Genomic DNA, 25425 nt, shown 5'->3' with positions numbered 1-25425 from the left:
GCGTCCACGGGGACCTTGGTGCCCGGGGCGCCCGGCCCGGGGCAGCGTGCAGTGCGTGCGGCGCGTGGTCCGGGGCTGCGGTGGTCTCGGACCTGCCCCGGACCACCTCGCCGGGTCGTCAGGAGCGGTCGACGGCGGCCCGGACGTCGCCGTCCGCGCGCTCCAGCCGCCGGGCGCCCTCCTCGGGCGTGCAGCGCCCCAGCAGCATCACGATGGCGGTCTTGGCGTGGCCCCCGGCGGCGGCCAGGGCGCGGGCCGCGGTGTCCGGGTCGGTCCCCGCGGCCTCGGCCACCATGCGGCGGGCCCGGTCGACGAGCTTGTCGTTGCTGGCCCTGACGTCGACCATCAGGTTCCCGTACACCTTGCCCACGCGGACCATGGAGGCGGTGGAGAGCATGTTGCAGACCAGCTTCTGGGCGGTCCCGGCCTTCAGCCGCGTCGACCCGGTCAGCACCTCGGGGCCGGTCGGCACCTCGATGGCGATGTCCGCGTGCCGGCTGATGACGGCGTCGCGGTTGCACGCCACGGACACCGTGCGGGCACCGGCGGCGCGGGCGTGCCGCAGGCCGCCCACCACATAGGGAGTGCGGCCGCTGGCCGCGAGACCGACGACGGTGTCCCGGCTGCCGACCCCGATCCCGTCGAGATCGGCGGCCGCGGCGCCTGCGTCGTCCTCGGCGCCCTCGACCGCCCTGGCGAACGCGCCCGGCCCACCGGACAGCAGGCCCACCACCTGCTCGGGCGCCGTGCCGAAGGTCGGCGGGCACTCCACGGCGTCGAGCAATCCGATCCGGCCGCTGGTGCCGGCCCCCAGGTACACCAGCCGGCCGCCCTGCCGCAGGGATGCGGTGATCGCCTCGACGGCGGCGCCGATCCGCGGGAGCGCGTCGCGGACCGCGGCGGCGACGGTGAGGTCCTCGGCGTTCATGACGGAGAGCAGTTCGGCGACCGGCATACGGTCCAGTTCCGCGGTCCGCTCGTTGCGGCTCTCGGTGCCGAGTGTGCTGAGGTCCACGGCGCGATCGTCCTTTCCGGGTGGTTCTCTTCGCGTTGCCGTCAGTCGCCGGCGGGTGCGCGCCGCGCCGGCTGGTGGCGGCGCCCGCGGCGCTGGACGGCTCCGTAGGTCTTCTCCAGCGCGGCGGTGGTGGCCTCGAAGGAGCGCTGTGCCACACCGACGAACAGGCAGTCGATGACGGCGAGCTGGGCGATGCGGCTGACGGTCGCGCCGGAGCGGAACGGGGTCTCGCGGGCGCAGGTGGTCAGTGCGAAGTCGGCGCTCTCCGCGAGCGGGGAGTGCGGGTAGTTGGTGAGGGCGATCGTGGTGGCGCCGCGCTCCGCGGCGGCCTGGAGGGGCTCGACGGTGTCCTCGGTCTCACCGGAGTGCGAGATGGCCAGCGCGACGTCGCCGGGGCCGAGCAGGGCGACGGCGGTGAGGGCCGCGTGCATGTCGGTCCAGATGAAGGCCATGCGGCCGATGCGGTGGAGCTTCTGGTGCAGGTCCTGCCCGACGAACGCGCTGGCGCCGACGCCGAAGATGTCGACCCGCCGGGCGCCCGCCACGGCGTCGACCGCGTGGCCGAGCGCAACGACGTCCAGTTCGGCGCCGGACTCCTCCAGGGCGCGGACCTCGTTGTAGATGATCTTGCTGACGATCTGGTCCAGCGTGTCGGTGGCGCTTATGTCGGTGCCCGCCGGCGGCCGCTCACCGCCGAGGGCGTGCTCGCGGGCGGCGGCGGCCGCCAGCGCCAGGCGAAGCTGCGGATAGTTGCCGAGGCCGATGGTCCGGCAGAACCGCATCACGGTGGCCGCCGAGGTGTTCGCCCGCTTGCCGAGCGCGCCGATGGACAGCTCAGCGGCCTGGGCGGGATCGGCCAGGACGGCGTCGGCCACCCGGCGTTCCGAGGGAGCCAGTGACGGCCGCGCGGCGCGGATGCGGGCCAGGGTGTCGGCGGGCGTCGCGTTGTCCGCCGGGTGCGCCGGGGTGCGGGGTGAGACCTGCTGGGCCATGGATCCCTCCTGGGTGGAGGGCGACAGACTAGCGACGGCGAGGGGGTGCGTCAAAAAATTACGTGCTTCATTACGGGAAGTTACTTATTGACATACGCAGCTCGGCCTTCCGATACTCGCTGCACCGCGATCCGCGCCGAGCCGTCCGGTCCCTGACTGCCCGACGCGCCGGATCCCCGTCGGACGAGCAAGAGGGCGTGCCGTATGACTGCTGCTGTGGCGGTGGACCTGGGGAAGACCGGTTGCCGGGCCGTGCTGTGGACCGGCACCGGTGCTCCCTCGGACGTCAACGAGGTGCCGGGCGCTCCCGGCCTGGCCACCGGCGACGGTGTGCAGAGCGCCCGCGCCGCCGTGCTCGCCGCCGTGCTCCCGCTCATCGAGCGGGAGCACGGCGTGCGGCCGGGCACGGTCTGCGTGGGCGCCGCCGGTGCCGCGTCCGCGCCCGCCGCGGCGCGTGCCCTGGCCGCTCTGCTGCTCGACGACCTGTCCGCGGACGAGACGGCCGTCACCAGTGACGCGGTCACCGCGCACGCCGGTGCGCTCGGCGGCGGCCCCGGGGTGGTGCTGGCCGCGGGCACCGGTTCCGTCGCGGTCGGCATCGGGGACGACGGCACGTACGCACGCGTCGACGGCTGGGGCCCCTGGCTCGGCGACGAAGGCGGCGGCGCGTGGATCGGGGCCGCCGGGCTGCGGGCCGCGCTGCGCGCGCACGACGGGCGCGGGCCGGCCACCACGCTGCTGGCCGCCGCCGTCGACCGGTTCGGCAGCCCCGACCGGCTGCCGCTCGCCCTGCACGAGGACGGCAGTCCGGCCAGGACCGCCGCCTCCTTCGCGCCCGTGGTGGCCCGTGCCGCCGCCGAGGGCGACGAGGCCGCCCGCGCCGTCGTCCTGGACGCCGCCACGGCACTCGGCGCGGCCGTGGTCGCGGCCGCCCACCGGATCGGCGGCGGCGACGAGGGCCTGCCCGTCGCCGTCACGGGCGGCCTGACGGCACTCGGCGACGTGCTGATGGAGCCGCTCACCGCCGCCGTCACCGCCTCCGGACGGCTGCACCCGAGGCCACCGCTCGGCGGCCCGCTGGACGGCGCGCGCCTGCTGGCCCTCACCTCCTCAGCTCCGCACGAGCCCCATGTCACCCGCCTGCGGCGGCGAACCGCGCCGCCTTCCACCCCCTCGTCCCCACCGGTGGCACCACCGGCCGTTGTTTAGGAGTGAGCGTGCGCCAACTCGACCTCGTGGTGGTCATCGTCTATCTGATCGCGATCGCCGTGATCGGGCTGCGCCTGGCCGGCCGGCAGAGAACGGCCAAGAGCTATTTCATCGGCGAGGGCCATATGCCGTGGTGGACCGTCGCGTTCTCCGTGGTGGCCACCGAGACCAGCGTGCTGACCGTGATCAGCGTCCCCGGCGGCGCCTACAGCGGCCAGGCGTTCGGCAACGTCGAGCTCGCGCTGGGCTACGTCGTCGGCCGCGTCGTCGTGGCCGGCGTCCTCATCCCGCTCTACAAGCGCGGCGGGTTCGTCAGCGCCTACCAGTACCTGGGGGACAGGTTCGGGCTGAAGCTCCAGGGGCTCGCCTCGGTCACCTTCGTCTTCACCCGCCTGCTCGCCGAGGGCGTGCGGCTGTTCGCCTCCGCGATCCCGATCAAGCTGCTGCTCGACGAGTTCGGCGTGCACGCCGGCTACCGGCTCATCATCGTCGTGCTCACCGTGATCACCGTCGTCTACACCTACCTCGGCGGCATCAAGGCGGTCATCTGGACCGACGCCATCCAGATGTTCCTCTACTTCGGCGGCGCGATCCTCGCCATCGCCGTGCTCTCCGGCCATGTCGGCGGCGCGGGCTTCTCCGACGCCCTGCACGCCGGGCAGTTCAGGCTCTTCGACACCGACTTCACGCCCGCCCACATCCTCACCAGCTCCTTCGCCCTGCCGACGGCCATCATCGGCGGCGCCATCTTCGCCATGGCCAGCCACGGCTCCGACCAGCTCATGGTCCAGCGGATCCTGACCACCAGGACGCTCCGCGACGGCCAGAAGGCCATGATCGCCTCGGGTGTCTTCGTCACCATCCAGTTCGCGGCCTTCTCCCTGGTCGGCGCGCTGCTGTGGTCCTACAACAAGGGCAGGAGCTTCAAGGACCTCGGGCTGGCCAGCTCCGACAACCTCTACCCGAACTTCATCCTGCACGGCCTGCCCGTGGTGATCTCCGGCCTGCTGGTGGCCGGCATCCTCGGCGCCGCCATGGGCTCGCTGTCCGCGGCGCTGAACTCCATGTCGAACTCGACGGTCGCCGACATCATCCACAGCTTCTTCCGCAGGACGCCCTCCGACGCGGCCCTGCTGAAGCTCGCCCGGGTGATGACGCTGGTGTGGGCGGCGCTGATGGCCGTCTTCGCCTGCGCCTTCAGCACCAGCACCGGCAACGTCTACCTGACGGGCCTGGCCATCGCGGGCTACACCTACGGGGCGCTGCTCGGCGCGTTCCTGCTCGGCCGGCTGATCCGGCGCGCCAACGAGGTGGACTCCATCGTGGCCTTCCTGGTCACGGTGGCCGTCATGACCTACATCGTGCGCTGGGTGAAGATCGACGTCACCGTGGCCGGGGCCACCGTCCCGACGGCGATCGCGGCCCAGTGGCTGGTGCCGATCGGCGTGCTGGTCACCCTCGCGGTCGGCGGCCTGATGAGCCTGTTCCACCGCGCACCGCAGGAGCGCGCCGCCGCGGTGCCGGCCGCCGGGGCCGGCGAAGGGCCCGACCGCCTCGCCGCGCCGGCCGGCCGCGAGTGACACGGCCCGCGCGCCCCGGGGCAGGACCCGGGGCGCGCAGGCCCGCGTGCCCGCCCCATCCGCACCGCACCGGAGAGACCATGCAGCAGCCCCGCCCGGCTCCGCCGTGCGCCCCCGCCCCCACCGCCGCGCACCGCATCCAGGAGGCGCCGTGCGTGTGATCGGCCTGATGTCGGGCACCTCCTACGACGCGATCGAGGCGGCCGCCGCCGACCTGGCCCTGGACGGCGACACCCTCGTGATGCGGCCCCTCGGCCATCTCTCGGTGCCGTACCCGGACGACCTGCGCGCCCTCATCGGCGCCACCCTGCCGCCGTCGGCCACCAGCGCGCACGACGTCTGCGCACTGGACACCGGCATCGGCCAGGCGTTCGCCGATGCCGCGGGGCGCGCCCAGCGGGAGCTGTGCGCCGGCGCCGCCGACCTGGTGGTCTCGCACGGCCAGACGATGTACCACTGGGTCGAGGACGGCGCCGTACGCGGCACGCTGCAACTCGGCGAGCCGGCCTGGATCGCGGAGGCCACCGGCCTGCCGGTGGTCTCCGACCTGCGCTCCCGGGACGTCGCCGCCGGCGGCCAGGGGGCACCGCTGGTCGGCATGACCGACACCCTGCTCCTCGCCGCCCTGCCCGGCACCCCCGCCGCGCTGAACCTGGGCGGCATCGCGAACGTCACCGTCGTCGCGCCCGGCGCCGACCCGCTGGCCTTCGACACCGGTCCCGCCAACGCCCTGCTGGACGCCGCCGTACGGCACTTCACCGACGGCGCCGCCGAGTACGACGCACAGGGCCGCGGGGCAGCCGCCGGGCAGGTCAGCACCGAGCTGCTGGAACTGCTCCTCGACGACCCCTACTACCGCAGGCCGGCCCCGAAGAGCACCGGCAAGGAGCACTTCCACCTGCCGTACCTCCTGCGGGCCCTGACCGCGGTGCCCACGCCCCGCCCCGACGACGTCCTGGCCACCCTGGCCAGGCTGACCGCCGTCACCGTGGCCGACGCGTGCCGCGCCCACCGGGTCACCCAGCTCGTGGTCTCCGGCGGCGGCGCACACAACCCGGTGCTGATGCGCATGATCGCCGAGGAACTGCCGGGCGTGGCCATCCGCCCCAGCGGCGATCTCGGCCTGCCCTCCGACGCCAAGGAGGCGCTGGCCTTCGCCGTCCTCGGGTTCCTCACGGTCCACGGCCTGCCCGGTACCCTGCCTTCCGGCACCGGCGCCCGCCGGGCCACCGTGCTGGGCAGCATCACACCGGGCCGGCACCCGCTGCGGCTGCCCGAACCCGCCGCCCGGCCCCCGCGCCTGATGCGGATCACCGGATCCGGCTGATCGCCCACCGGCTCCGGCGGACCGCCCCGCCGACCGCCGCCCCGTCCCCCGCCCGCACCCACCACCCGAGGACCCATGAGCCCCTCCGACGCCCCATCCGCCGCGGTCCGCCGGGCAGCCGGCCTGGCCGGCCTGCTGGCCTCGTGCGTGAGCGACCCGGCACGGGTGACGACCGACCTACCCCGCACGGCCGCCGCCGCCCACGACGCCTCGCCGTACCTGTTCACCCCGCAGGCCGTGGTGCGCGCCGCGTCGGCCGCCGAGGTGGGCGCGCTGATGGCCGGGGCGCGCGCGGCGGGACTGCCGCTGACACTGCGCTCCGGCGGCACCAGCCTGTCCGGGCAGGCCGGCGGCGAGGGCATCCTGGTGGACGTGCGCAGCCACTGGCGCGCCGCCGAGGTCCTCGACGGGGGCCGGCGCATCCGGCTGCAACCGGGCCTGACCGTACGCCAGGCCAACGCCCGCCTCGCCCCGCACGGCCGCCGCCTCGGCCCCGACCCGGCGAGCGAGGCCGCCTGCACCATCGGCGGCCTGGTGGCCAACAACTCCAGCGGTATGAACTGCGGTACGCAGGACAACGCCTACCGGACCATGGAGTCCCTCCAGTTCGTGCTGCCCTCGGGCACGGTGGTCGACTCCGCGGCACCGGACGCGGACGGGGCCCTGCGGGCCGCCGAGCCCGAGCTGCACGCGGGACTGCTCCGGCTGCGCGAGCGGATCCGTGCCTCGGCCGCCTCCCGCGCCGCCGTCGAGCGGCTGTTCGCGATGAAGAACACCATGGGCTACGGGCTCAACTCGTTCCTCGACCACACGGACCCGGTCGACATCCTCACCCACCTCATGATCGGCAGCGAGGGCACGCTGGGCTTCGTCGGCGAGGCCGTCTTCCGCACCGTCCCCGTCCTGCCGCACACCGCCACCGGCCTGCTGGTGCTGCCGGGCCTGGCCGAGGCCACCGACGCCCTGCCCGCCCTGCTGGCCGCCGGCGCCCGCACCGCCGAACTGCTGGACGCGGCCTCCCTGCGGGTGGCGCAGCGTGCCCCGGACCCGGTGGCCGACCTGCGCGGGCTGCGGGTGGAGCGGCACGCCGCGCTGCTTGTCGAGTTCGCCGAGGACGACGCCCGGGCGCTCGACGCGACGGTCGCCGCGGCACGGCCCGTGCTGGACCGCCTGCCCGCGGTCACCGGCACCGCCCTCACCCGCGACCCGGCTGCCAGGGCCGCGCTCTGGCACCTGCGCAAGGGCCTGTACACCGCGGTCGCCGGGGCGCGCCGCCCCGGCACCACCGCCCTGCTGGAGGACATCGCGGTGCCCCTGGACCGGCTGACCGGCACCTGCGAGGGGCTCATCGGCCTGTTCGACCGGCACGGCTACCAGGACGCGGTGATCTTCGGCCACGCCCGGGACGGCAACCTCCACTTCATGCTCACGCAGAGTTTCGACTCCACCGCGCAGACCGAGCGGTACGCCCGGTTCACCGACGACATGGTCGACCTCGTCCTGGACGCAGGCGGCACCCTCAAGGCGGAACACGGCACCGGCCGCGCCATGGCGCCCTTCGTGCGCCGCCAGTACGGCGACGAGCTGTACGAGGTCATGCGGGAGCTCAAGCGCCTGTGCGACCCGCACGCGGTGCTCAACCCCGGGGTGCTCCTGGCGGACGACCCCGCCGTCCACCTGCGCAGCCTCAAGAGCGTTCCCGAGGTCGACCCCGCCGTGGACGCCTGCGTCGAGTGCGGCTACTGCGAGCCCGTCTGCCCCACCGCGGACGCGACGACGACCCCCCGCCAGCGCATCGCGCTCAGCCGGGAGATCGCGCTCGCGACGGCCGCCGGGGACGACGAGCGGCGCCGCACCCTGGAGGCCGACTACGCCTACGCGGCCGTCGACAGTTGCGCCGCCGACAGCCTGTGCGTGGTCTCCTGCCCGGTGGCCATCGACACCGGCGCGGTGATGAAGCGGCTGCGAGCCGAACGCCACGGGGCCGGGGCCCAGCGCGCCGGTGCCGCCGCGGCCCGGCACTGGGGGAGTGCGGTCAAGGGCGTGCGGGCCGCGTTGAACACCGCGGGCGCCATTCCCGCGCCCGTCGCGCGCGCCGCCACCAAGGCGGTCCGCTCCCTGGGCGCCACCGACCTCGTGCCCGCCTGGTCGGACGACATCCCGCGCGGCGGCCCGGCCAGGCCCGCGGCCCGGCGGCCCACCGGCGCGCGGGCGGTGTTCTTCGCGGCCTGCATCGGCAGCGTCTTCGCCCCCGAGCGGGGCGGCGCCGCCGCGGCGCACGCGGCGGGCTCCGCGGCCGCCTTCCTCAGGCTGTGCGAGCGTGCCGGGGTTCCGGTGACCGTGCCGGCCGGCCTGGCCGATCTGTGCTGCGGCACCCCCTGGCAGTCCAAGGGCTACACCGCCGGTCACCGCACCATGGCCGAGCGCACGCTGGAGGTGCTCCTGGAGGCATCGGAGAACGGCCGGCTGCCCGTGGTCTGCGACGCGTCCTCCTGCACCCACGGCCTGGAGCAGCTACTCGGCGCCCTGCCGGCGTCCGAGGGGTCCCGCTTCGGTGCCCTGCGCTTCGTCGACAGCGTGGCCTTCACCGCCGAGCACCTGCTGCCCGCGCTGCCCGAGCCCCGCCGGCTCGGCAGCCTCGCCCTGCACCCCACGTGCTCCACCGTCCACCTCGGCATCGACGGCGCGCTGCGCACCGTGGCCGGGGCCCTCAGCGAGGACGTCACCGTGCCCGAGAGCTGGGGCTGCTGCGCGTTCGCCGGCGACCGGGGCCTGCTGCACCCCGAGGTCACCGCGGCGGCGACCGCAGCCCAGGCCGCCGAGGTCACCGCGCGCACCTACGACGCGTACGCCTCCTGCAACCGCACCTGCGAGATGGGGATGAGCCGGGCGACCGGCCGCCCCTACCGGCACGTCCTGGAACTCCTCGACGAGGCCACCGCCTGAGCCGGTCACACCCGCGCCACCCGCCGGGCGCCCGCGCCACCCGCCGGGCGGGGGCCGGGCGGGGGTGGTCCGGGGCGGGCGCCCCGGCGCGGTGGCCGGCAGCGGGCTCGGCGCCCCGGCGGCCGCGGCTCAGCCTCTGGTCCGGCGTGCGGCGCGCCGGACGAGTTCGACCGTCTCCAGGTTGGTACAGCCGGTGGGGCGCACGCGCGGCGAACCCGCGGTGACCGGGACGGAGGCGGCGGCCCTTCTGGACGGGCCGGGCCGCGGGACGCGGCGGGGCAGGGCGTAGGGCCAGGCGCCGTACCACCAGCGCGCCACCAGGTATCCGCAGGCCAGGCAGATGATCCCGCCCACCGCGTCCAGCCAGAAGTGGTTGGCGGTGGCCACGATCACGACGACCGTGATCGCCGGGTAGACCAGCGCGAGCACCCGCACCCAGGGCACCTTCGACAGCGCGAAGACGGTGAGACCGCACCACAGCGCCCACCCCACGTGCATGGACGGCATCGCCGCGTACTGGTTCGAGACGTCCTTCAGGCTGTCCGAGCCGAGCGAGCCCCACGTCCGGTGGGTCACCACCGTGTCCACGAACATGCTGCGGCTTATCAACCGCGGCGGTGCGAGCGGATACAGGTAGTAGCCGACCAGGGCCGATCCGGTGGTCACCAGCAGGACCAGGCGCGTCGCGGAGTAACGGCCGGGATGCCGTCGGTACAGCCAGGCCAGCACGCCGATGGTGACCACGAAGTGCAGCGTGGCGTAGTAGTAGTTCATCCCCACGATCAGCCAGTTGACCGAGTCCACGCCCTTGTTGACGGCGCTCTCCACGGCGATCCCGAGGCGGCGCTCCAGCTCCCACAGCCAGTCGGCGTTCCGCATCGCCTGGCCGCGCTGCTCCGGCACGACGCTGCGGATCATCGAGTAGACCCAGTAACTCGCGGCGATCAGCAGCACCTCGAACCACAGGTGCGGCCTGCGGGGCGTGCGCGCCCGCAGCAGGACCGTCCGGGTGGTGCCCGCCGGGTCCGCGCGCCAGCTCCCGAGTGCCCGACGCGCGCCCCGGACGCCCCGTGGACGGTCCAGCATGGGTGAGACGAAGTTCTTGTGTGGATCTTCCACAGCGGTCACGGTTGAGTCACCCATAGGCGGAGATTCTGCCAGAAAGCGGTTCTCCTACCGAGGATCCCCCGCACTGGGCCAGGAATGCATCATCTAGGCTTTACGGTTTTTTCGGTCACCTGGTCCAGGTGTTCTGGTACCGGTGGGACCGCTCGAACCGGTCGGCGGGACGGACGCCGTGGATCCGCGCACCACCAGCTCGGGCATGAAGACGAACTCGCTGTGCGGTGCGGGAGTCCCGCCGATCTCCTCCAGCAGGGTGCGCACCGCGGCCTGACCCATCGCGGGCACCGGCTTACGGACCGTGGTCAGCGGCGGGTCGGTGAAGGCGATCAGCGGGGAGTCGTCGAAGCCGACCACCGAGACGTCGCCGGGCACCTCCAGGCCGCGCTGCCGTGCCGCCCGGATCGCGCCCAGCGCCATCATGTCGCTGGCGCACACGATCGCCGTGCAGCCCCGGTCCATCAGCGCGGCGGCCGCCGCCTGACCGCCCTCCAGCGTGTAGAGGGAGTGCTGGACCAGACGGGCGTGGATGTCCTCGGCGGTCAGGCCGAGCTGGTCCTGCACGGCCCGCACGAAGCCCTCGATCTTCCGCTGCACCGGGACGAACCGCTTCGGCCCGAGGGCCAGCCCGATCCCGGTGTGCCCGAGTGAGACCAGATGGGTCACCGCGAGATGCGTCGCGGCCCGGTCGTCCGGAGAGATGAACGGCGCCTGCACCTTCGGCGAGAAGCCGTCGACCAGTACGAACGGCACGCCCTGGGCACGTAGCTGGTCGTAGCGCTGGGTGTCCGCGGTGGTGTCCGCGTGCAGGCCGGAGACGAAGATGATCCCGGCCACGCCGCGGTCCACCAGCATCTCGGTCAGCTCGTCCTCGGTGGAGCCGCCCGGCGTCTGGGTGGCCAGCACGGGCGTGTAGCCCTGCCGGGTCAGCGCCTGGCCGATGACCTGCGCGAGCGCCGGGAAGATCGGGTTCTCCAGCTCGGGCGTGATCAGGCCGACCAGGCCCTCGCTGCGCCGGCGCAGCCGTACCGGGCGCTCGTATCCGAGCACGTCCAGGGCGGCCAGCACGGACTGGCGGGTGGTCGCGGCGACCCCGGGCCTGCCGTTCAGCACCCGGCTGACGGTCGCCTCGCTGACCCCCGCCTGGGCTGCGATGTCGGCGAGCCGTACGGTCACAGGGGTGGACCTTACCGGGCGGGGTCCGGTCTGCCCACCAACCGGTCGTCGAGTGCGGGTCGTTGTGCGCCCCGCGGTGGGCTGCTGCGTCATCGCGCCTGCCTTTGCGCCTGAGCCGGCGCCGCCTTCGCCTGCCTGGCCGGGCGCCGTCGTGGTTGCTCACTGGGTGGTTGCTCACTGGGTGGTGCGGTGGTGCGGTGGTGCGGTGGTGCGGTGGGTGGTCGTGCGGGAGTGGTGTGCGGTCGTTCCCGTGCGGCGGCCGCTGCCTCTTCGGGGGTGCCGGGTGCGGAGGCCGCTCTTGCAAGGGTCAAGGGGTCGATGATCCCTGTGTGACGGCATTGTGGCAAGAGCTTGCAGACTCTTGCAGAAGCCGATCAGGCTCCGTCTGCGCCCCTCCTCGGCGCCTCCCGCCAGGCACACGACGCCAGTTCGGGCCCGAGGCCGGATCACGGGGCGGTAACCATCGGGCCTCCTTTCATTTTTTTGCTGCAAGGTCTTTCGCAACGAATGCGGCGCTGTTACGTTCACGTCGCCCGGCGCCGGCAGTGCGTGCCGGGGCACCCCGGCACGTACGACACGCACCACAGGCACGGCAGCCGGCGGCAGGGGAGCGGACGGGCGGTCCCCGGGCCCACGGGCTTCTGACCCTTCAAGGAGATCTCATGCGGCGTGGCACAGCGGCCACCGCACTGGTGGCGTCCCTCGCCCTCGCGGCGACGGCGTGCGGCGGAAGCGACGGCGGCAGCGGCAGTTCGGGACCGACCACCATCACCTGGTGGGACACGTCCAACGCCACCAACGAGGCACCCACCTACCAGGCCCTGGTCGAGAAGTTCGAGAAGGCCCACCCGGACATCAAGGTCAAGTACGTCAACGTCCCCTTCGACCAGGCGCAGAACAAGTTCGACACGGCGGCGGGCAGCAAGGGCGCCCCGGACGTGCTGCGTGCCGAGGTCGGCTGGACCCCCGCCTTCGCCAAGCAGGGCTACCTGCTGCCGCTGGACGGCACCGACGCCCTCGCCGAACAGGGCGACTTCGAGCCGAACCTGATCAAGCAGGCGCGGTTCCAGGGGAAGACGTACGGGGTTCCCCTCGTCACCGACACGCTCGCGCTCGTCTACAACAAGGACCTCTTCCGCAAGGCGGGCATCGACCGGCCGCCCGCCGACTGGACCCACCTCAAGGCGGACGCCGCCAGGATCAAGGACAGGACCGGCGCCGACGGCTACTGGGGCTCCACCGCCGGCTACTACGCCCAGCCCTTCCTCTACGGCGAGGGCACCGACACCGTCGACGCCGGCGCCAAGAAGATCACCGTCGGGAGCGCCCCCGCGGTCAGGGCCTTCACGACCTGGCAGGGCCTCTTCGACGGCAAGGGCCTGCACGCGGCCGACACCACCGCCGACGCCTACGCCCACCAGCAGGACGCCTTCGAGAGCGGCAAGGTCGCCGCGATCGTCCAGGGCCCGTGGGAGATCACCAACTTCTACAAGGGCACGGCGTTCAAGGACAGGGCCGACCTCGGCATCGCCCCCGTTCCCGCCGGCTCGGCCGGCAAGCCCGGCGCGCCGACCGGCGGCCACAACCTCTCCGTCTACGCCGGGTCCGACGCGGCGCACCAGAAGGCCGCGCTGACGTTCGTGAGGTTCATGACCTCGAAGGCGTCGCAGGAGCAGATCGCGCTGAGGAACTCCACCCTGCCGACCCGCGGGGACGCCTACACCGGCCGGGTCAGGACCGACCCGGGCATCGCAGGGTTCCAGAAAGTCCTGCCCGTCGCGCGCCCGCGCCCCGCGCTGCCCGAGTACAGCTCCCTGTGGACCCCGCTCGACAGCGAGCTGCCGAAGGTCGCGGGCGGCAAGGAGTCCCTGAAGGCGGGCCTCGGCAACGCCGAGCTCGCGATGGCCAAGCTGCTGCCCGGCTTCAGCAAGTGACCAGCCGGACCGCCGGGTCCGCCCGCCGCACGGGGGCGGGCGGGCCCGGCGGTCCCGGCTTCCCCGCCCGGGCCGGGACCCGGGGCCGACTCCCAGAAGGTGCAACGCCATGACAGTCGCCGTCCAGCGCGCGGCAGCGGACACCGGCCGCGGCGCCGGCCGCCCGCCGCGCCCCGGCCTCCTGACGCGCCTGAAACACGGGTACCGCACCCACTGGTACGCGTACGCGATGGTCGCGCCGGTCGTCGTCGTGCTCGGCGTGCTGGTGGGCTACCCGCTGGCGCGCGGCCTCTATCTGACCCTCACCGACGCCAACAGCCTCAACTCGGCCCGCACCATCGGCGTCAACCACATCGACGCCACCTACCGCTTCGTCGGCCTAGACAACTACGCCGACATCCTGTGGGGGCCGACCGCCTGGGACCGCTTCTGGTCCCACTTCGTGTGGACCGTCGTGTGGACGGCGCTCTGCGTGGCCCTGCACTACCTGATCGGGCTCGGGCTCGCGCTGCTGCTCAACCAGAAGCTCCGCGGCCGCACCGTCTACCGGATGCTGCTGATCCTGCCGTGGGCCGTGCCGACCTTCGTCACCGTCTTCTCCTGGCGGATCCTGCTCGCCGACTCCGGGCTCGTCAACACGGTGCTCGGTTCGCTGCACCTGCCGCAGCCGCAGTGGCTGGAGAGCACCTTCTTCCAGCGCGCCGCCGCGGTGCTCGTCAACACCTGGTGCGGTGTGCCGTTCATGATGGTCTCGCTGCTCGGCGGCCTCCAGGCGATCGACCCGATGCTGTACGAGGCGGCCGAGATGGACGGCGCGAGCGCCTGGCAGCGCTTCAGGCACGTGACGCTGCCCGGGCTCAGCTCGGTCGGCTCCACCGTGGTGCTGCTCGGCGTCATCTGGACCTTCAACCAGTTCACCATCATCTACCTGCTGTTCGGCGTGCACGGCGCGCCGGACGCCCAGATCCTCGTCACCTGGGCCTACCAGCTCGGCTTCGGCCAGCAGCCGCGCGACTACGCGCAGTCCGCCGCGTACGGGGTGCTGCTGCTGTCGATCCTGATCGTCTTCACCTCCGTCTACCGCCGCTGGCTGGCCCGCAATGCACAACCCGCCGTCTGACGCAGGAGCCCGACCGATGAGTACGCCAGGCACGCCACCGGCCCCCGCCCCGACGACCCGCGCCCGGCACGCGCCCGCTCCCGCGCCCGGGGCGCCCGCCCCGTCCGCCCCGGCGCGGGCCGGCCGGGTGCGCAACCGGCGGCGCGGCGAGCGCGGCCGCGGTGCGTCCGTGCTCTCGCACGGGGTGCTGGCCGTGGGCAGCGTGATCGCGGTGTTCCCGATCGGCTGGCTGGTCTTCCTGTCCCTGGGCCCCGACAAGAACGACTACCTGCACCCCGGCGGCATCCCCGGCAAGGCGGCGCTCTCCAACTACACGTTCGTACTGGCGCACACCGACTTCTTCCACTGGCTCCGGAGCACCCTCGTCGTGTCGCTCGGCACCACGGTCGTCGGCGTGCTCTGCGCGGCCACCACCGGCTACGCGGTCTCGCGCATGCGCTTCCCGGGCCACCGCAAGCTGATGTGGGTCCTGCTGGTCACCCAGATGTTCCCGGTCGCCGTCCTGATGGTGCCGATGTACGTGATCCTCGCCGACCTGGGGCTCATCGACACCTACGGTGCCCTGATCCTCGTCTACTGCTCCACCGCCGTGCCCTACAGCGCCTGGCTGCTGAAGGGCTACTTCGACACCATCCCCGTCGAGATCGACGAGGCGGGACGCGTCGACGGTCTGACGCCCTTCGGCACCTTCTGGCGGCTGATCCTGCCGCTGGCCAGGCCCGGCCTCGCCGTCGCCGCCTTCTACACCTGCATCACCGCCTGGGGCGAGGTGGCCTTCGCGTCGACGTTCATGCTGGACGACCAGAAGTACACGCTCGCCGTGGGCCTGCAGAGCTTCATCAGCGAGCACGACGCCCAGTGGAACTACATGGCGGCCACCGCGGTCCTGATCGCCGTCCCGGTCTCCGTCGTCTTCTACCTGGTGCAGAAGAACCTGGTGACCGGCCTCACCGCGGGCGGCACCAAGGGCTGAGCACCGGCCCGCCGCCCCCTTTGACGCCCCCCAGCGCCCGTGCGCCACCGTCCGTCCCGCACGTACGTACCCGACCATCCGACGCAGCACCACCGGACGCCAAGGAAGCCATGAGTCAGCACACCGCCGACCCGCAGCACACTGCCGACCAGCCGCACACCGCCGCCACCGCACCCGCCGCCGCGACGCACCGCGACTGGTGGCGCGACGCGGTGATCTACCAGGTCTACCCCCGCAGCTTCGCCGACAGCAACGCCGACGGAATGGGCGACCTCGAAGGGGTACGCTCCCGGCTCCCGTACCTGCGCGAGCTGGGCGTCGACGCGGTGTGGCTCAGTCCCTTCTACGCCTCGCCGCAGGCCGACGCCGGCTACGACGTCGCCGACTACCGCGCGGTGGACCCCATGTTCGGCACCCTGCTCGACGCCGACGCGGTGATCCGCGACGCCCACGACCTCGGCCTGCGCATCATCGTCGACCTCGTGCCCAACCACTCCTCCGACCGGCACGAGTGGTTCAGGCGCGCCCTCGCCCAGGGCCCCGGATCGCCGCTGCGCGAGCGCTACCACTTCCGGCCGGGCAAGGGCGCGGACGGCGAGCAGCCGCCGAACGACTGGGAGTCCATCTTCGGCGGTCCCGCCTGGACCCGGGTCACCGAGCCGGACGGGGCGCCCGGCGAGTGGTACCTCCACCTCTTCGCGCCCGAGCAGCCCGACCTCAACTGGGACCACCCGGCGGTGCACGACGAGTTCCGCTCCATCCTGCGGTTCTGGCTGGACATGGGCGTGGACGGCTTCCGCGTCGACGTGGCCCACGGCCTGGTGAAGGCCGACGGGCTGCCCGACCTCGGCGCCCACGACCAGCTCAGGCTGCTCGGCAACGACACCGTGCCGTTCTTCGACCAGGACGGCGTCCACGAGATCTACCGCGCCTGGCGGCGCATCCTGGACGAGTACGCGGAGCGGAGCCCGGAAGGGGCCTCCCCGCGGGGGCGGCGGCTGAGCACGGGCGCGAAGGTCTTCGTCGCCGAGGCATGGACGCCGACCGTCGAGCGCACCGCCAACTACGTACGCCCCGACGAACTCCACCAGGCCTTCAACTTCCAGTACCTGAGCGCCTACTGGGACGCGGCGGACCTGCGCGAGATCATCGACCGCTCGCTGGACGCCATGCGCCCCGTCGGCGCACCGGCGACCTGGGTGCTCTCCAACCACGACGTCACCCGGCACACCACCCGCTACGCCAACCCGCCCGGCCTCGGCACCCAGCTTCGCACCCCCGGTGATCCGGCGCTCGGGCTGCGCAGGGCGCGCGCCGCGACGCTGCTGATGCTCGCCCTGCCCGGCTCCGCCTACCTCTACCAGGGCGAGGAACTGGGCCTTCCGGACGTCGTGGACCTGCCCGACGAGGTGCGGCAGGACCCGTCGTTCTTCCGCGCGGCGGGCCAGGACGGCTTCCGCGACGGCTGCCGGGTGCCGATCCCGTGGGCCGTGGACGGGCCCTCGCACGGCTTCGGCGAGGGCGGTTCCTGGCTGCCGCAGCCGTCCGGCTGGGGTGAGCTCAGCGTGCAGGCCCAGACCGGGGTGCCCGGCTCCACGCTGGAGCTGTACCGTGCCGCGCTCGCCGCCCGCCGTGCGCATCCGGCGCTGGGCGCCGGTGACGCGGTCGAGTGGCTGCAAGGGCCGCGGGGCACGCTCGTCTACCGCAGGACACCCCCCGGGCGAAGCGGCGGGCAGGGCTTCGTGTGCACCGCGAACACCACCGCTACGCCGGTCCGCGTGCCCGCCCACGGACGCCTGATGCTGTCCAGCTCGACGGACCGGATCACCGTGTACGAGGACGGCACGGCGCTGCTGCCCGGCGACACCACGGCCTGGTGGACCACCGACTGACGAGCGGCACCGCCGAGCGGCACCGGGGGCGGCGCCCGGCGCCTGAGGGCGGCGGCGCGCGGACGCGGGGCGTCCGTGCGCCGTGTCCGCGGGCCCGTCACCGGTCCGGCCGGCCGGGCGCGTGAGGCCCTGCCGTGGGGCAGTCAGGACCACCGGCCGACCGGATCGGAGTGCGGAGAAGTTAGCACTGCTGAAAGCAGTTGCGAAAGACCTTGCAGCGAGTCGACTTCCCCTCAACTCCCTTTGCCGCAAGGGTTGACCGGCCCGTACGACGATCGTACGGTCTCGGGTGCGGCAGCCGGTTGACGGCTTGCTGCAAGAATCTTCAGTGGCCTTACGGGCATGGCGCGTTGTCCCTGCGGTCTGGCCCCACCCACACCCGCACCTCACCCGCACGCATCCCGTGCGGTCCGCGCACCCACGTGCAGGAGGAACCATGGCCCGCAGATCCCTGGCAGCCGCGCTCGCCGTCGTGGCGGGCGCGGCGGCCGCGGTCCTCGTCCCGCCCGGCGCCGCCGACGCGGCCCCGCCGGGGGCCAAGGACGTCACCGCCGAGCTCTTCGAATGGACGTACGCCTCGGTCGCCGGGGAGTGCACCCGCACCCTCGGCCCGGCCGGCTACGGATACGTGGAGGTGTCCCCGGCCACCGAGCACATCCAGGGCAACCAGTGGTGGACCTCGTACCAGCCGGTCAGCTACCGGATCGCGGGGCGGCTGGGCGACAGGACCGCCTTCAAGAACATGATCGACACCTGCCACGCGGCGGGTGTGAAGGTCGTCGCGGACGCCGTGGTGAACCACATGTCCGCGGGCTCCGGCACCGGCACCGGCGGCTCCTCGTACACCAAGTACACCTACCCGGGGATCTACCAGCCCCAGGACATGGACGACTGCACGTCCCCGGTCGACGACTACGCCGACCGCTTCAACGTCCAGCACTGCGAACTGGTGGGCCTGGCCGACCTGGACACCGGCGAGCCCTATGTGCGCGACCGGCTGGCGCAGTACCTCGACGACCTCCTCTCGCTCGGTGTCGACGGCTTCCGCATCGACGGGGCCAAGCACATCCCCACCGAGGACATCGGGGCCATCAAGTCCCGGCTGAGCAACCCGAACGTCTACATCAAGCAGGAAGTGATCTACGGCGACGGGGAGGCGGTCCAGCCGGGCGAGTACCTGCCCAACGGGGACGTCCAGGAGTTCCGCTACGGCCGCGACCTCAAGCGCGTCTTCACCGGCGAGAAACTGGCGTACCTGAACAACTTCGGGGAGGGCTGGGGCTATCTGCCCAGTGGCCGGGCCGGCGTCTTCGTCGACAACTGGGACACCGAGCGGAACGGCTCCACGCTCACCTACAAGGACGGCGCGAACTACACCCTGGCGAACGTCTTCATGCTCGCCTGGCCCTACGGGGCACCCGACGTGCACTCCGGCTACGAGTTCAGTGACAACGACGCGGGACCGCCGAACGGCGGCACGGTGCGCGCCTGCTACGCGGACGGCTGGAAGTGCCAGCACCACTGGCCGGAGGTCCAGAGCATGGTCGCCTTCCGCAACACCGTGGGGGACGAGCCGGTCACCAACTGGTGGGACAACGGCAACAACGCGATCGCGTTCGGCCGGGGCGGCAGGGGCTTCGTGGCGATCAACCACGAGTCGGCGCCGCTGACCCGTACGTTCCAGACGTCCCTGCCCGCCGGCGGCTACTGCAACGTCCAGAACGGCAGCCCGGTGACGGTCGACTCCTCGGGCCGCCTCACGGCGACGCTGTCCGCCAACACGGCCCTCGCAGTGCACACCGGGGCCCGGTCCTGCTGAGCCCGCGTTCCCCGCACCCGCCCGGGGCCGCCGCGGGCGGGTGCGGGCGTACTCACGGCACCGACGGCACCAGCGCCGTCAGCCGGCCCGCCACCTGGCCGAACGGCCCGTCCGCCGGCTCGTCCGTGAGCAGCCGGTGGAACAGCTCCGCCATCCCCTCGTCCCCCTTGTCGTAGGCGGCGCCCACCGCCACCAGCGCCCCGAAGCCGTGCACGAGCTGCCGCTCCAGATCACCCCGCGGGATGCGCCGTCCGTCCAGCCACAGCAGGGCCGTCGACTCGGCCAGCGAGACCCAGGACCGCACCACGAGCTCCAGCCGCGCGGACGGCTGGGCGGTGCCCAGGTGCGCCAGGATCTGCTCGTACGCCGCCTGCCGCACAGATTCGGCCAGTGCGCCGGTCGCCGGGGAGCCGGCGGGACCACCCCGCATCAGTGCGGTGAAGCCGGGGCCGTGCTCGTCGACGAAGTCGAAGAAGCGCCCCGTCATCCGTAGCAGCCGCGCACCCAGCGGTCCTTGGCAGGGCTCCGCGAACCGCTCGGCGAGATCGTCCGCGGCACGCTGCAACGCCGCCTCGTACAGGCTCAGTTTGCCCGGGAAGTAGTGGTACACCAGCGGGCGCGAGATGCCCGCGGCGGCCGCTATCTCGTCGATGGAGACGTCCTCGGGCGAACGGCGGCAGAACAGGTCGAGGGCCACCCCGATCAACTGCCGCCGGCGTTCCTCGACTCCCATCCTGCGTCGCACCCCGGTCGTCATACGAACACCTTACCGAGCATATTCGGCCGATCGGTCCCGGCCATCGGGTCCGATGGCGTACCGGTACTCAACCCAGCGGCGCGACCGGCGTCCCGTCCGCCAGCCGCCCCCTCAACTCCGGGCGCGCGCCCCTGGCGGCGGGCAGCGCGAGCAGGGGCCCGCTGCCGCTGCCGCGCACCGGGCCCGAGGCGGTGACGGAGGCCAGCTCGCGGCTGCCCGCGGCCAGTACGTACCAGCCGCCCGACGGCGAGCGCCACAGCACCCCGGCGAGCAGCCGCGGTCGTGCGGCCCCGCAGGCCGGCGAGTCCTGCGCCTGCGCCACCGGGGTGCCCGCCGCCCGGCCCGGTGCCCAGAACCGCGCCTGCACGCGGCTGCCCGCCCCCCGCCAGGTCTCCGCCCTGGTGCACAGCCAGGCGGCGGTGCCTGCCGCCTCCGGCAGCGGCTGCCCGGCGTACCGCCAGGAGTTCACGGACCGTACGCCCCGCGCGCGCAGTGCGCTGAGCGAGCAGCCCGCGTGCGCCCAGTCCGCCAGCGCGGCGGGACCCGTCGCCTCGTGCGGTGCGCCGGGGCGTCCCGCGGTCAGGTGTGCGGGGGCGAGCTCGCCGAGGTCGGCGAGCAGCCGGGTGGCACCGGCCGTGCGCACCTGAAGGGCCCCCCAGGACCGGCAGGCGACACTGCCGTCGGGCCCGGGCACCGGTTCCGTGACACCGTCGCCCGAGCGGCGCAGCGCGGCCGCTTCGAGGGCCGGCCGCAGCAGGTCGCGCACGGCGGCCCCGCGCACCCACGGCGCCGTCAGATAGCGGACGTTGCCGTCCACCCGGTCGACCACCAGCGCCGCCGCCTCCGCGCCGCGCGCCCCGTCCACCCGGGCCAACTCCAGCACGGCGCCGTCCCCACCCCCGGCGGGCTCGGCGTACCGGGCGATCCGCAGCCCGTCGTGCAGCAGCACCACACGGGAGGCGTTCACCACGCCCGCGTAGAGCAGTTGGGCCGGGCCGGGCGGGGCACCGGCGGGGGTGCCGGGCGTGGCCGACACCCGCACCCGGGGCCCGGGCCGCGCCCACACCGCGAGCGCCCGGCGCAGCAGCCTCCGGTCGCCGGTGAGGGCCCCGCGCGCGGGCCACGCCGAGTAGTCGGTCCGCAGGGACGCCCGCCAGGCCCCCGGGGCCGCCCGGGTCAGCAGAGCGGGGTCCAGGGCGGCCCGGGCGGCGGGGTTCGCCGCGTACGGGGGAGCGGCCGCGCCGTCCGGGCCCGGGCCCCGCCCCGGGGGCCCGAGCAGGGCGCAGCAGACCAGTGCGGCGGCGGTCGCGACCAGCACCGCCTTGAGGTGCTGCCTGCGCCGGGGCAGGTCCGTGGGCCGCGCGCGCAGGGTGCAGGGGTCGAAGGCGGGGGAGCGCAGCAGTGCGGCGGCCGGCTCGTCGGGGCCGGGCAGCTCGGCCGCCGCGGCGAGGGCGCCCTGCGGGTCCCCGACCCCGGCGGCGGCCAGGACGGCGCCCGCCTCCTGCTCCGTCAGGCGTTCCAGGGCGCGCAGGACACAGACGGCGCGGGCCGCTGCCGGGGCTCGGGAGAGCCGTTCGTCGAGGGCGAGTTCGGCACCCTCGCCACGGCGCGGGGCCAGGCGCAGCCCCCAGAGCAGCGGCAGCAGCGGTACCCAGGCCGGACGCGGCGCGAACCCGCGCCCGGGACCGGTGCGCAGCGCGGCGCGCACCAGCCGGAGCCGGACGCCGGCGTAGCCCGCGTGGTCCGCGGCGCCGCCGCAGGGCTCCTGCCCGGCAGCCGGGCCGCAGACCTCCTGCCCGGCAGCCGGGCGCTGGGCAGGCAGCGGCGGCAGGTCGTCCGGGGCGGGGGTGCGGGGCAGGGCCTGCTGGACGAGCGCATGGGCGGCGCGGGTTCTGCGGACGTCCCCGAGCGCCGGAGGCAGCAGCAGGTAGGCCAGCCGGGCCAGCCGCGGGTAGTGCTCCATGAGCGCGTGGTCGGCCTGCTCCGCGTCGGGGCGGGGGGCGGCGTCCGGTGGGTGCACGTCCAGCAGAACGAGCCGGGGCCCCCGTTGGTCACCCGGGCCGCGGCCGAGACCGGGGCGCGGCCGTCCTACGCGGTGCGCCAGCCGCTGAACTCCACCAGTCCCCGCGCCCCGTTCCCGCCGTTCGCCGCGGTCATGAAGATGCCCGCGTCCTGGGCCGCTCCAGCGCCCGGCGGTGTGACGGTGGCGAGGGTGCGCCAGGTGGCGCCCCCGTCCGCGGAGCAGGCGCCGGTGCAGGAGGCGCCGGTGCGGGTGAGGCGCAGCACGACCGGGGCCACGACGCCGGTGAGGCGGCGGTAGGCGTCCAGGGTGCCGTCGCCGGTGGAGTCGTAGGAGAGGACGACGCCGCCTGCGGGGGTGACGGCGAGGTTGAGGAAGCCGGCCGAGCCGGCGGTCGCCAGGGAGTTGCGGACGATGATGCCGGCCCGTGCCCAGGGGCCCGTGGCCGCCTGGGAGTCCACCGCGAGCACCAGCGAGACGCCGTCCGCCAGGACGCCTTCGCGGTAGAGCGCGCCGAACTCGCCGGTGCCCTTCCACAGGTCGGCGCCCGCTCCCTCGATCGCGTACCGTTCGCCGAGCTGCCCGAACACCGCGGCGTTGGTGCTCACCGTGCGCCACCCGGTGCCGAGCGGCCCCGCCTCGTGGAGCGTGCCCCGGTGGGTGTCGGTCACCCGGTCCGCGCCCTCGGGCCCGTAGGTGACCGCGAGCGTGTACGGCAGCGGCCGCAGCGGGCGGTCGAGCGGCGCGGCGGGTGCGGCGGCGCGCCAGGAGAGCGTGCCGCTGCCCGCGGGCGGCACGCCGTGCAGCGAGGTGCCGGACTCCGGCACGGCGTCGACGCCGTCCAGCGCGAAGTCGACCTGCCCGGTGGCCCGCAGCCCGTTGACGTTGGTGAACAGGGCCGTCAGGCGCCCGCGCCCGCCCGGCGGCAGCGCCGGCGGCTCGGCGGTCAGCGTGAGGGTGCCCTGGTGGGGGGCGGCGGCGAGGACGTCGTGGACCCGGCGGGCCGTGCGGTACGGGTCGGCGACCGGCCGCAGCGGGTAGTCCTTGCGCTCCCGGGTCCAGGGCTCCTCGAACGCGAACCAGTCCACGGCCGCGGGGGCGCGGTCCTGTGCGAGCGCGTCCTCCAGCTCGTCCAGCCACCTGCGCCAGCGCGGCAGGTAGAAGTCGGCGACCAGGCCGTGCCAGGTGCGGTTGGCGTAGTCGTGCAGCACGCCCGGGTCGGAGGTGGCACGGCCGCCCCAGACGGTGAGCAGCACCCTCGCGGTGCGTTCGAACTCGGCGCGCTCCGCGTCGTTCGTCCCGAGCCGCCGTGCGTCGCGCAGCCACGGGCCGAGCAGGAACGCCCGGTGGCTGCCCGCCACGTCGTCCACGAGCCGCATCAGCGTCAGCCAGAGCGAGCCGAGCGTCCGGAAGGCGGTCCGGTCACCGCGGTCGTAGGCGGCCTTCAGCAGCGGCAGGTACTGGCGGCCGCGGTGTTCGAGCGCCTGGCGGGCCACGTCGGCCAGGTCGTGGCCGTAGGCGGCGCTGTGGCGCAGCGGCTCGCCGACCGCCAGCAGACCGCTGAGCGCCGCGTCGAACCTGCCCGGGTCGTAGGTGAGGGCGCTCGGCGCGTACACGGAGGCCCGCGTGGCCGCGAGGTCGGGGCGGGCGGCGAACAGCGAGTCGTGCGGGTCGCTGCGCTGCACGGCCCGCTGCTGGTAGGCGGTGTCGTACAGCGCCCGCCAGGCGGCGCGTGCGCCCTCGTCGCGCGCCCCGTAACGGAAGTCGGCGTACCCGGCGAACCAGGCGGCGCGCGCCTCCTCGTCCGGTCCGGTGTCCGTCCAGGCCAGCTCGGAGAAGAGTTCGAAGGCCGCAGGGTCGCGGTCGGTGGCCTCCGGGAGGTAGGCCGTACCGGCGAGCGCGCTGTCCGGCTTGTCGCGCCAGGCGAAGTACTTCCGCGCCCAGATGTGCGTCCGGGCGCCGAGGGTGGTGCGCCCGCCGAAGTTGGGGATGGTGCCGAACGCGTACGGCGTGCCGCCCCAGTCCTTCTCGCGGTCGGTGACGCCGGTGTAGCGGTCCGAGACGCCGTCCACGATCAGCATCCGCTCCCTGTCGACGGCGTCGAGCAGCGCGGGCAGCGGATTCGCCTCCCAGCCGAGGATCACCCAGGTCGCGTCCGGGTGCGCGGCCCGCAGCGCGCGCTCGACCCCGCGCGCCGCGTCGGGCACGGGCACGTCCCCTGCGGTGCCGCCCTCGTGCAGCAGGTCCATCTTGAAGTGCCGGGCCGGGCCGAACACGTCCTGCTGGTGCCGGTAGAAGGCGGCGGCGACCCGGGCGAAGGCGTCGGTGCGCGGGTCGAGCCAGTCGGGCCGGTCGAAGCCGTGCCAGGTGCCCTGCGGGACGACGTGCGCGTCGCCGCCGTTGCGCTCGACGAAGCCGCCGGGCACGTGCCCGTAGTAGCCGGGCAGTACCGGGGCCATGCCCAGCTCCCGCAGCCGGTCCGCGATCCGGCGCCCCAGCAGGGCCCGCGCCGCGAGCAGTTCGGCGGACAGCGGGCCGCCGTATCCGGACAGGTTCTGCAGCAGCCACCACGGCTGGTGCGACGGCGCGGGCAGCCAGGCGCGGGCCTCCGCGTCGCGGTAGCCGAAGTCCAGCAGGGTGCGGTGGTAGACGGCCTCGGTGCCCGCGACGACCATGACCTCGTTGCAGCCGTGCAGCGCCAGGACGTCGATCATGCGCTCCCAGTACGGCCAGTCGGCGCCCGGGGCGGTGTAGCCGTCGTTGGTGTCGTTGAGCACGAAGCGGTGCGGCAGGGAGGTGGTGCGCTCCAGCGGCCGGGCGGGCGCGGGCAGCAGGGCGGGCAGGTCGAGTTGGCTGCCGTTCCAGGTCAGGTGCGCCCCGCAGACGTACTTCAGGTACCAGTGCACGCCGGTGAGCTGGACGGCCGCGCTGGTGCCCTCGACCCTGACGCGGCCCCGGGTGCCGGTGACGCGGAAGCGCTCGGTGCCGTGTGCCGCCGGGACGGCGCGCAACTGGAACTGGTCGGCGTGCGCGGGCAGCAGGCGGTGCAGGGCGTCGGAGGCGGGCGCGGTGGCGAAGGGGGCCGGGGTGCCGCCGGGGGCGGCGGGCGCCCCGGTGGCCGCCGCACTCGGCAGGGGGACGAGCGCGGCGCCGGTGCCGAGCGCGCCGGCGGCCGACAGCAGCGCACGCCGCGACGGCAGCGGCGCGTCCGGCGCCGGCGGTGCGCCGGGCGGCACCGGAGGGACCGAGGCGGCCCGTGCGTCCGGCGGCAGCGGCGAACCCGAGCAAGCGGCCATGAGTGAGCCCCCACTGTGATGATCCGGTGACAGCATGTGATGCTGAGCGCACCGTAATGACCGGGCCGGGCGGTGGCAACGGGGCCTTGGGGGGCGGGGGTCCCCTTTCGCCACAAGGGATGTGCGGTGCGACACGCGGGCGCCGCGCCGGAGCCCGACGCGCCGTGACTGTCACCCCGACAGCCCCCGGCGGGCCCCGGCAGCCCCCGCCGCCCGGGCAGGCCGGTGCACCGCGGCGCCCGTGCCG

At 74.2% G+C, this 25425-nt stretch carries 16 protein-coding genes; 9 read left to right on the top strand and 7 right to left on the bottom strand.

The window, feature by feature from the left end; translation table 11 throughout:
- Nucleotides 1-118 precede the first annotated feature (118 nt).
- Entirely contained in the window at nt 119-1015 is an 897-nt protein-coding gene (murQ, locus tag IE313_RS07855; RefSeq protein ID WP_189930206.1) for an N-acetylmuramic acid 6-phosphate etherase, read from the bottom strand.
- Nucleotides 1016-1056: 41 nt separating this feature from the next.
- A complete protein-coding gene (locus IE313_RS07850) occupies nt 1057-2007 on the bottom strand; it encodes a MurR/RpiR family transcriptional regulator (RefSeq protein ID WP_189930205.1) in 951 nt (316 codons plus the stop codon).
- A gap of 204 nt (nt 2008-2211) precedes the next feature.
- Between IE313_RS07850 and IE313_RS07845 the strand changes: the two genes are divergently transcribed.
- From IE313_RS07845 to IE313_RS07830, 4 genes are all read left to right on the top strand, one after another.
- On the top strand, nt 2212-3216 hold the full coding sequence (locus IE313_RS07845; RefSeq protein ID WP_189930204.1) for a BadF/BadG/BcrA/BcrD ATPase family protein: 1005 nt from the start codon (nt 2212-2214) through the stop codon (nt 3214-3216).
- 8 nt (nt 3217-3224) lie between these two features.
- Entirely contained in the window at nt 3225-4796 is a 1572-nt protein-coding gene (locus IE313_RS07840) for a sodium:solute symporter (protein WP_189930203.1), read from the top strand.
- Between the two features lie 151 nt (nt 4797-4947).
- A complete protein-coding gene (locus IE313_RS07835) occupies nt 4948-6123 on the top strand; it encodes an anhydro-N-acetylmuramic acid kinase (protein WP_189930202.1) in 1176 nt (391 codons plus the stop codon).
- 75 nt (nt 6124-6198) lie between these two features.
- On the top strand, nt 6199-9069 hold the full coding sequence (locus IE313_RS07830) for an FAD-binding and (Fe-S)-binding domain-containing protein (RefSeq protein WP_189930201.1): 2871 nt from the start codon (nt 6199-6201) through the stop codon (nt 9067-9069).
- Nucleotides 9070-9198: 129 nt separating this feature from the next.
- On the opposite strand, the gene IE313_RS07825 is transcribed toward IE313_RS07830, so the two are convergent.
- Nucleotides 9199-10212: a phosphatase PAP2 family protein gene (locus IE313_RS07825; protein WP_189930200.1), complete on the bottom strand. Its 1014-nt coding sequence runs from the start codon at nt 10210-10212 to the stop codon at nt 9199-9201.
- A gap of 69 nt (nt 10213-10281) precedes the next feature.
- Nucleotides 10282-11367, bottom strand: a complete 1086-nt coding sequence (locus IE313_RS07820) for a LacI family DNA-binding transcriptional regulator (protein WP_268256689.1) — start codon at nt 11365-11367, stop codon at nt 10282-10284.
- A 662-nt stretch (nt 11368-12029) separates the two neighbouring features.
- On the opposite strand from IE313_RS07820, the gene IE313_RS07815 reads away from it, so the two are divergent.
- From IE313_RS07815 to IE313_RS07795, 5 genes are all read left to right on the top strand, one after another.
- The gene (locus IE313_RS07815; RefSeq protein WP_189930199.1) at nt 12030-13301 is read left to right on the top strand and encodes an extracellular solute-binding protein; all 1272 of its coding nucleotides are present in this window, start codon (nt 12030-12032) and stop codon (nt 13299-13301) included.
- 109 nt (nt 13302-13410) lie between these two features.
- Nucleotides 13411-14421, top strand: a complete 1011-nt coding sequence (locus IE313_RS07810) for a carbohydrate ABC transporter permease (RefSeq protein WP_189930198.1) — start codon at nt 13411-13413, stop codon at nt 14419-14421.
- A 16-nt stretch (nt 14422-14437) separates the two neighbouring features.
- Complete coding sequence (locus tag IE313_RS07805; RefSeq protein WP_189930197.1) at nt 14438-15394, top strand: sugar ABC transporter permease; 957 nt, start codon at nt 14438-14440, stop codon at nt 15392-15394.
- Nucleotides 15395-15504: 110 nt separating this feature from the next.
- The gene (locus IE313_RS07800) at nt 15505-17286 is read left to right on the top strand and encodes a glycoside hydrolase family 13 protein (RefSeq protein ID WP_189930196.1); all 1782 of its coding nucleotides are present in this window, start codon (nt 15505-15507) and stop codon (nt 17284-17286) included.
- Nucleotides 17287-17722: 436 nt separating this feature from the next.
- Nucleotides 17723-19105 carry an alpha-amylase gene (locus IE313_RS07795; protein ID WP_189930195.1) on the top strand — a complete coding sequence of 461 codons (1383 nt, stop codon included), beginning with the start codon at nt 17723-17725 and terminating at the stop codon, nt 19103-19105.
- 52 nt (nt 19106-19157) lie between these two features.
- On the opposite strand, the gene IE313_RS07790 is transcribed toward IE313_RS07795, so the two are convergent.
- The 3 genes from IE313_RS07790 to IE313_RS07780 all read right to left on the bottom strand — a co-directional run bounded on the left by IE313_RS07790 (nt 19158) and on the right by IE313_RS07780 (nt 25178).
- Nucleotides 19158-19862, bottom strand: a complete 705-nt coding sequence (locus IE313_RS07790; RefSeq protein WP_189930194.1) for a TetR/AcrR family transcriptional regulator — start codon at nt 19860-19862, stop codon at nt 19158-19160.
- 67 nt (nt 19863-19929) lie between these two features.
- A complete protein-coding gene (locus IE313_RS07785; RefSeq protein WP_308439148.1) occupies nt 19930-21882 on the bottom strand; it encodes a hypothetical protein in 1953 nt (650 codons plus the stop codon).
- 68 nt (nt 21883-21950) lie between these two features.
- Complete coding sequence (locus tag IE313_RS07780; RefSeq protein ID WP_189930193.1) at nt 21951-25178, bottom strand: alpha-N-acetylglucosaminidase; 3228 nt, start codon at nt 25176-25178, stop codon at nt 21951-21953.
- Between the last annotated feature and the right edge of the window lie 247 nt (nt 25179-25425).

Origin of the sequence: Streptomyces sulfonofaciens, from assembly GCF_014656295.1 — a bacterium.
In the GTDB taxonomy this organism is placed as follows: domain Bacteria; phylum Actinomycetota; class Actinomycetes; order Streptomycetales; family Streptomycetaceae; genus Streptomyces; species Streptomyces sulfonofaciens.
The sequence above is the reverse complement of the archived record's forward strand: the minus strand, read 5'-3'. Positions and strand labels throughout refer to the sequence as shown.